The 7,618-nt window shown below is 30.4% G+C and carries 5 protein-coding genes; 3 read left to right on the top strand and 2 right to left on the bottom strand.

Annotated elements, in window-relative coordinates:
* Positions 1 to 84 precede the first annotated feature (84 nt).
* The gene (locus AADI82_RS12100; protein ID WP_341216689.1) at positions 85 to 318 is read right to left on the bottom strand and encodes a (4Fe-4S)-binding protein; all 234 of its coding nucleotides are present in this window, start codon (positions 316 to 318) and stop codon (positions 85 to 87) included.
* Positions 319 to 461: 143 nt separating this feature from the next.
* Positions 462 to 2,051 carry a peptide chain release factor 3 gene (locus AADI82_RS12095; protein ID WP_341216688.1) on the bottom strand — a complete coding sequence of 530 codons (1,590 nt, stop codon included), beginning with the start codon at positions 2,049 to 2,051 and terminating at the stop codon, positions 462 to 464.
* Positions 2,052 to 2,353: 302 nt separating this feature from the next.
* Here AADI82_RS12095 and AADI82_RS12090 point away from each other — a divergent pair, with 302 nt between their 5' ends.
* From AADI82_RS12090 to AADI82_RS12080, 3 genes are all read left to right on the top strand, one after another.
* Complete coding sequence (locus AADI82_RS12090) at positions 2,354 to 4,285, top strand: sensor histidine kinase (RefSeq protein WP_341216687.1); 1,932 nt, start codon at positions 2,354 to 2,356, stop codon at positions 4,283 to 4,285.
* Positions 4,286 to 4,326: 41 nt separating this feature from the next.
* Positions 4,327 to 5,049, top strand: a complete 723-nt coding sequence (locus AADI82_RS12085; RefSeq protein WP_341216686.1) for a response regulator — start codon at positions 4,327 to 4,329, stop codon at positions 5,047 to 5,049.
* Between the two features lie 236 nt (positions 5,050 to 5,285).
* Positions 5,286 to 7,618, top strand: a 2,333-nt coding sequence (locus AADI82_RS12080; protein WP_341216685.1) for an Ig-like domain-containing protein, incomplete at its 3' end; no start/stop codon positions are given.

Here is a 7,618-nt window from a genome sequence, read left to right as displayed (position 1 = left end):
TCCATTAAACTTTGGGCCAACAGGTCAAGCATAAAAAAAAGCCTTTAAAAAATTAGTTTTTTAAAGGCTTTTTTTGTTCATATTCTATATATATGCGACTTCTTTATTTACATGAAATTGCAGCGCACCAGAAGGACACTTCTTTATTTGCTTGATAATTTTTTTAGTAGGGGCTCCATCTAAGTCTATCCAAGGAATAACGGAATCTCTAAAAACATTGGAAAGATCTCGTGCGCAACGTTCTGCGTTAATGCACACACAAGGTTTATAGGTTACAGTAATATCTGAATTACTGAAAACATTTGCATTTGTTTCCATAAGTAGGTCATATTTGGGGTTATGATTCTATTTTAAATGTATATAACTTTGAAACTTAAGACTTAAAATAATCGATTAAATGTATAAAAATAAAGATAAAATACAAGTTTTTAAAACAATAATCGATGAACTACATGCTTAAATTACTCGAATTCAGATGTAAAATGAAATTTAATATTTGGATATTTTTGTTGAGTCATTTGTAAAGAAAAAGAAGAATCTGCTAAAAAGACTAACTGATTTTGTTTATCTTTAGCAAGAAAGCGTTGTTTAACCCTAACAAATTCTTTGTACTCATCACTATTTGAATTTTTAGGATCTACCCAACAGGCTTTAAATACATTTAAGTTTTCGTAAGTACATTTTGCTCCGTATTCGTGTTCTAATCTATACTGAATTACCTCGTATTGCAGTGCGCCAACAGTTCCAATTATTTTTCGTCCATTTAGCTCTAAAGTAAATAATTGTGCTACACCTTCATCCATTAATTGATCGATACCTTTAAAAAGTTGCTTCGATTTTAATGGATCTGCATTGTTAATATATCTAAAATGCTCAGGAGAAAAATTTGGTATACCTTTATAATTGATGCTTTCACCTTCGGTAAGTGTATCCCCAATTTTAAAGTTTCCTGTATCGTGTAGTCCAACAATATCTCCCGGATACGATATATCTACAATTTCTTTTTTCTCAGCAAAAAAAGCATTAGGGCTAGAAAATTTCATTTTCTTGTTATTTCTAACGTGTAAATAAGGTTTGTTTCTTTCAAATTTACCCGATACAATCTTAATAAAAGCTAAACGGTCTCTGTGATTTGGATCCATATTGGCATGAATTTTAAAAACAAAACCAGAAAATTTATTTTCATCAGGTTTTACTAAGCGCTCTTCACTTTGTTTTGGTCTTGGCTTAGGAGCTATTTCTACAAAACAATCCAGTAATTCTCTTACTCCAAAGTTGTTTAATGCAGAACCAAAAAACACGGGTTGTTGATTGCCTTGCAAATATTCATCTTTATCAAAAAATGGATAAATACCTTCAACCAATTCAATTTCTTCCCTTAGTGTATTTGCTGCTTTTTCTCCTACTAATGTATCTAATTCTGAAGAGGACAAATCTGAAATTTCGATAGTCTCTTCAATATCTTTTCTGCTATCACCACTAAATAAATTAACGTTTTTCTCCCAAATATTATAAATACCTTTAAAATCATAACCCATCCCAATAGGGAAACTTAGTGGCACTACTTTCAATCCTAATTTTTGTTCAATTTCATCTAATAAATCAAATGCATCTTTACCTTCTCTATCCATTTTATTAATGAATACAATCATAGGTATATTGCGCATGCGGCAAACTTCAACTAATTTTTCGGTTTGCTCCTCAACACCTTTGGCAACATCAATAACCACAATAACACTGTCTACTGCTGTAAGTGTTCTAAATGTATCTTCTGCAAAATCTTTATGCCCTGGTGTATCAAGAATATTAATTTTAATTCCATTATATTCAAAAGCCAAAACCGAAGTTGCTACCGAAATTCCACGCTGACGTTCAATTTCCATAAAATCACTTGTCGCTCCCTTTTTGATTTTATTACTTTTTACGGCCCCAGCTTCTTGAATAGCGCCACCAAACAGTAACAATTTTTCTGTTAGCGTTGTTTTACCAGCATCTGGATGCGAAATAATACCAAAGGTTCGTCTGCGTTGTATTTCTTTTAAAAAACTCATAGATTTTTTTACAAGTCGCAAAAATAGAAATTAAGGAGTATCGCTCCTATTTTTGTTAAGTAAATTTTAGAATTAATATTCTAAAAATCACTTAAAAATATATTTCTAGTTATAGGTTTACAATTGAAATTAAGATTTATGAAATTGTTTAATAAAGCTTTGGTTTTTTTAACATTATCCAATACTTTAGCAATATTAACATTTGTTAATATTTAATTACAAGGGTATAAACATTAATAGTTTAAAATCTTTTTTAAGCTTCCTCTCATATAAATTATTAAGAAGCTTTGTATCTACTGCTAATGAGTAATGTTTTTAAAACTTCTATATTAATTATAACGCAATTATTGCTTGTAATTAGCTTTTATGCTCAAAATAATTCTGAAAATTTAAATAATAAAATTGAGAACTTTATTATTAGTAAACAAATAGATTCAGTTAAGTCATATATTTCAAAACAAACTCAAAAATCTTATGGCAAATTATTAAATAGAATTGTTCAAAACAAAGCTAGTAATTCAGATTATTTTCAATTTATATCTAACATCTATAATCGAACAGACTTGAATTACCAAGATGTATCTAATTATATTAATACAACAATAAAGGCATCTGTTAATTTAAAAGAAATAGATTATGATTTTGTAAAAATTAAATGGTTGCAAATTTCAAAATTACGGGATGAAATTAACATGGCTGAAGCCAATAAAGAACAAAGCAAGTTAGAGCGTTATGTAAATAAGTTTAACGACAAAGACATTAATGTTGTTAAATCTAAATTACTAATAAGTATACATGAAATAGTCTTATATCAAATACAAAACGATGTAGAAAATGGTAAATCGTTATGCTTAAAAAGCCTTGAAACAGCAAAAAAACTTGAGGATAAAGAATTAATTATAGCCTTTTTATATCATTTATGTGACTTTTATGTAATTGAAGGTGAGTTAGATAAGTATATAAAAACAAGCGAAGAAAGTTTGGATATTGAAAATGACTTGAAGCCAAAGAGCTCGTATTATGTGGGTACGCTTATTCATTTAATTGATGCTTATGTTTATAAAGGAGATAACAGCAATCGTGTTGAAGAATTATTAGCTGAATTATATGGTAATGAACATACGAGAATATTAAGCTATTCGTTGTATGCCAAATACTTAGGTACTTTATCAATAGACTCTTCAATTAAAGAATCAATATTTAATCAATTTAAAGTATCTAATATAGTTGAGTTTTGCGAAAAAATAGAAAAACTAAGTGAGGAACGATTAAACCCTAATGACTTTTTTCATGTTCTTAATGAAAGTGCAAATACATTAGCTAAATTAGATTTTTTCGAAAAAAGCATTTACTACAAAGACAAGTGTGTTACGTTAACAAGAAAAATATATTCGGAAGATTTATCAAATGCTTTAGCTAATTTTAAGACTCAACAGGCTGTAAAAAGTAAAGAGTTAGAATTAAAGCATGAGAAGGAAACAACCGATTTATATATTGTTATCATAACATTAGTTTCTATTGTATTACTGGCATCAATTTTATTTATAAGACGCATAGGGAAACAATCTAAAATACTTAAAATTAAAAATAACCAAATAAATAAAACACTAAAAGAAAAAGAATTACTTGTTAAAGAAGTTCACCATCGTGTTAAAAACAATTTCCAAATAGTATCTAGTTTGTTGGAATTACAAGCACAAGGAATAAATGATGAGAAAGCTTTAGAGTTTATTGTGGATAGTAAAAATAGAGTAAACTCTATGGCTTTAATACATCAAAAATTATACAACAATGATAAAAATTCAGTAAACTTTAAAGATTATGTAAAGCATTTAATCTTAGGGTTATCAGCTTTTGATGATACAAATAAAAAAGTAAAAATTGATACAGATATAGATGAAGTGTTTTTTGATGTTGATACAGCAACACCACTTGGTTTAATAATTAATGAGCTAATTATTAATGCCTACAAGCATGCATTTAAAGGAAAGAGTGAAGGCTATTTATTAGTATCTATAAAAAGAATCGATAATGAAAACTATAAACTATTAGTACATGACAATGGACATGGGGTTACTAATGAAGAGGATATTGATAAAATAAAGAAGTTTGGATTACACTTAGTTTTAAGGCTAGTTAAGCAATTACAAGGTAGTTTAAAATTTGAAAATGATAATGGACTAAAGATTTCAATTGTTTTTAAAGATATAAATGCTAGAAAAAAAATTGACTAATTTTTTAAAATAGAATTATTATTATTATTTGATAGGTAAGTATGGAAAAAACAAAAATTTTAGTTGTTGAAGACGAGATTATCATAGCAGATAATATTTGTAGTACATTAAAAAATATTGGATATACAGTTTTAGAACCAGCAATAAACTACTCTGAAGCTATACAAATTATTGAAACTCAAGAACCAGATTTGGCAATATTAGACATTCAGCTTTCTGGAAAAAAAACAGGTTTAGAGTTGGCAAAAAAAATTAAAGAAGAATACAACTTTCCCTTTATTTTTTTAACATCTAACGCAGATGTTGTTACAATAAATGAAGCTAAAAAATTAGCACCTCCTGCTTATTTAATAAAGCCTTTTACGAAAGACGAACTCTATGCTTCCATAGAAATTGTTATTCATAATTATACTGAGAATAAAGACAAAGCTAATAATGAAGCTTTAATTATAAAAGATTCTATTTTTGTTAAAGAAAAAGGAGCTTTAGTAAAAGTTATTTTAGAAGATATTTTATATATAAAAAGTTCACACATATATATAGAGATTGTTCTAAAAAGTAAACAAAAGTATATTGTTCGTTTTAGTTTAAACGAAATAATAGATAAATTACCAAGTAGTTTTATTCGAATACATAGAGGGTTTATAATTAATTCTATGTACTTAATACAAATAAATAACTCTTCATTAAAAGTAGGCGATGAGATTCTTCCCATAGGAAAAACCTATAAACTAAATATTTTAAATAAAATTAGTTCTATTTAAAGTATACCAAAAAGCATTTAATTATAACTATTACATCCATTTTATGTTTTTAGAACATTTTAACACCGTTTTAGAACATTAAAGGAGTAAAAAACACAATATCAGATTACATTTACATCGATTAAATGCTTAAAATTAATGATTAAGTGTTAAAAACATCGATTAAATGTTTTTTTTACACATAATGATAGTTAATAAAAATTACATCTCAGCAACAAACTATATCTCGACAATAAATGAAAAATTTTATTAAACAACCACTACTTAAACAATATGCTAAGAAACACCTAAATTTAAAACATACTTTATTACTGTTTTTGGCATTTGGGTATTCAGCTTTCGGGCAGTATTCATGTCCACCTTTACCTTTTACTAATCAATCTGAGCTATTAATAGCTGGATATCATAGTACTATGGCAAGAACAACAACAGGTCTTGAAGTATGGGGTGATAAAATGGGAGCTAATGGATCTACTATATATTCCCATCAAGATGTTACTCCTGCAAATGGCTATAATTATACAGGATATATTTTATTAGCAGCTCAAGGTGATGTTCAAGGCTCTGGTAACCCTCAATCTTTTTTATTGACTACAACAGGTTTATATGTTTGGGGAACAGAGGGTGCTGTTATTGATAGTTCAATTACAAGTTCTACAACATTTCAATCTATGTCTTTGCCTTCAGGAATTTTACCTGGAGATATTTCATATATGGCAGCTTCAGGAGGTGTTTTAGTATTACTTACTAATAGTGGAGACGTCTATGTTATGGCGGATGACGATTCTCAACTTTTTGGTGACGGTTCTACAGGAACTCCTAATTCATTATGGCATCAATCAGCAATAAGTAATGTGTCTTTATTAAAGGTAACTGAAGATGCAATTTTTGCTGTAACTTCTGCTGGAGCTTTCTATACATGGGGGTTAAGAACAGTACTAGCAAATGGTACAGGGTTTTCTTCAAGAAATGTACCAACATTAATGACAGCTCCTTTTGCTGCTGTACCTAGCATGATAGCAATTACAGGAGGTGCAAGTAGTGGCGAAGATGTGTCTTATTTTGCTTTAAATCCATTAGATTCTAAAATATATTGCGTTGGAGATAATAACAGAGGGCAACTAGGAATTGGTTCAACAACTGATTCAACAACATGGCAAATAGTTCAAAATCCAGTAGCAGAAGGTGCTGGTGATTTTGATAATGTTGTTTTTATAAATGCAGCAAGTGTAAGTACAGGTCATCCAGCTGCTTCAGCAATTACAAGTGATGGTACAGTATATCTTTGGGGAGATAATTCTAGTAATATGCTTTCTAGTGCTGCTGCTACAGTCCAAGACCTACCAATTGTTCCTGCTGGTTTTACTCAAGGAGTTGAGTATGCTACATACGTTGCCAATTCTGGCCATTATACTTTACTTAAAAAATATGGTAATCCTATACCTTGTTTTGTCGGTCATAGATCTGAAGGTAATGTAGGTGATGGTTCAACAGCAGATAATTTTATAACGTCTTTTAATTGTGGTGTTTTTCCAGCTATAGATTATTGTTTTAGTATGGTAACAGAATCAGATTTAGTTACTGTTAAAACTGTTAGTAATGCAACACCAGCAGTTGGTTCAACAATTACTTATACTATTACTACAACTAATAATGGACCAGAAGATGTTACTGGAGTAAATCTTACAGATGTATTGCCGTCGGGAGTTACCTACGTAAGTGCCGTTGCAACAGGAGGAACAGAAAACACATATAACAATCTTACAGGGTTATGGTCTGTAGGAGATTTAAATGTTGGTAACACTGCACAAATAGTTATTACGGTAACAGTTGATGGTGCCACAGGGGGCACAACTATTACTAATACAGTTTCTAAGGCAAGGGGTGATGATTTAGTTGATCCTATTGGAACTGGCGATGTTTTGAGTGTTGTAATTAATCCGATAAATGATACTCCAACAGCTCAAGATGACACTATCACAGGCATAACAGAGGGAAGCTCAAATAATGTAATTAATGTGTTAGTAGATAATGGTAACGGAGCAGATAGTTTTGGAGGAGATGGACCAAATTCAGGATCTATAACTTTACCTAGTGGTACAACAGGACAAGGAGGAACTGTAACAGTAAATAATAATGGTACACCAAATGACCCAACCGATGATACAATTCTTTATACACCTTCAGCCAGTTTTGTAGGTATTGATACATTTACTTATACGATTACAGATTTAGATGGAGAAACATCAACCGCCACAGTAAGCATAACCGTTACCGACGAAGGCAATCCAATAGCAGTAGACGATACAGCAAGTACTAGCGAAGACACCTTGGTAACAACAGGCAATGTATTAAGTAATGATACCGTAATAGACGGAGCCACCATCACAAGTTTCGATGCTACGAGCAGTAATGGGGGAACAGTAGTCACCAATAACGATGGCACTTTCGATTACACCCCAGCAACAGGTTTTGTAGGAGTTGATACATTTACTTATACGATATGTGATGATGATACACCAACGGCAAGTTGTTCAACCGCCACAGTAAGCATAACCGTTACCGACGA

It is taken from the genome of uncultured Wocania sp. (genome assembly GCF_964021735.1).
GTDB lineage: Bacteria > Bacteroidota > Bacteroidia > Flavobacteriales > Flavobacteriaceae > Wocania_A.
Note: the sequence above shows the minus strand (reverse complement) of the source record. Positions and strands in the feature narration are given on the sequence as shown.

Coding starts and splice junctions, on each gene's coding strand:
- AADI82_RS12095 (WP_341216688.1), bottom strand. CDS start 2,051: ATGAGTTTTTTAAAAGAAATACAACGCAGACGAACCTTTGGTATTATT.
- AADI82_RS12100 (WP_341216689.1), bottom strand. CDS start 318: ATGGAAACAAATGCAAATGTTTTCAGTAATTCAGATATTACTGTAACC.
- AADI82_RS12085 (WP_341216686.1), top strand. CDS start 4,327: ATGGAAAAAACAAAAATTTTAGTTGTTGAAGACGAGATTATCATAGCA.
- AADI82_RS12090 (WP_341216687.1), top strand. CDS start 2,354: ATGAGTAATGTTTTTAAAACTTCTATATTAATTATAACGCAATTATTG.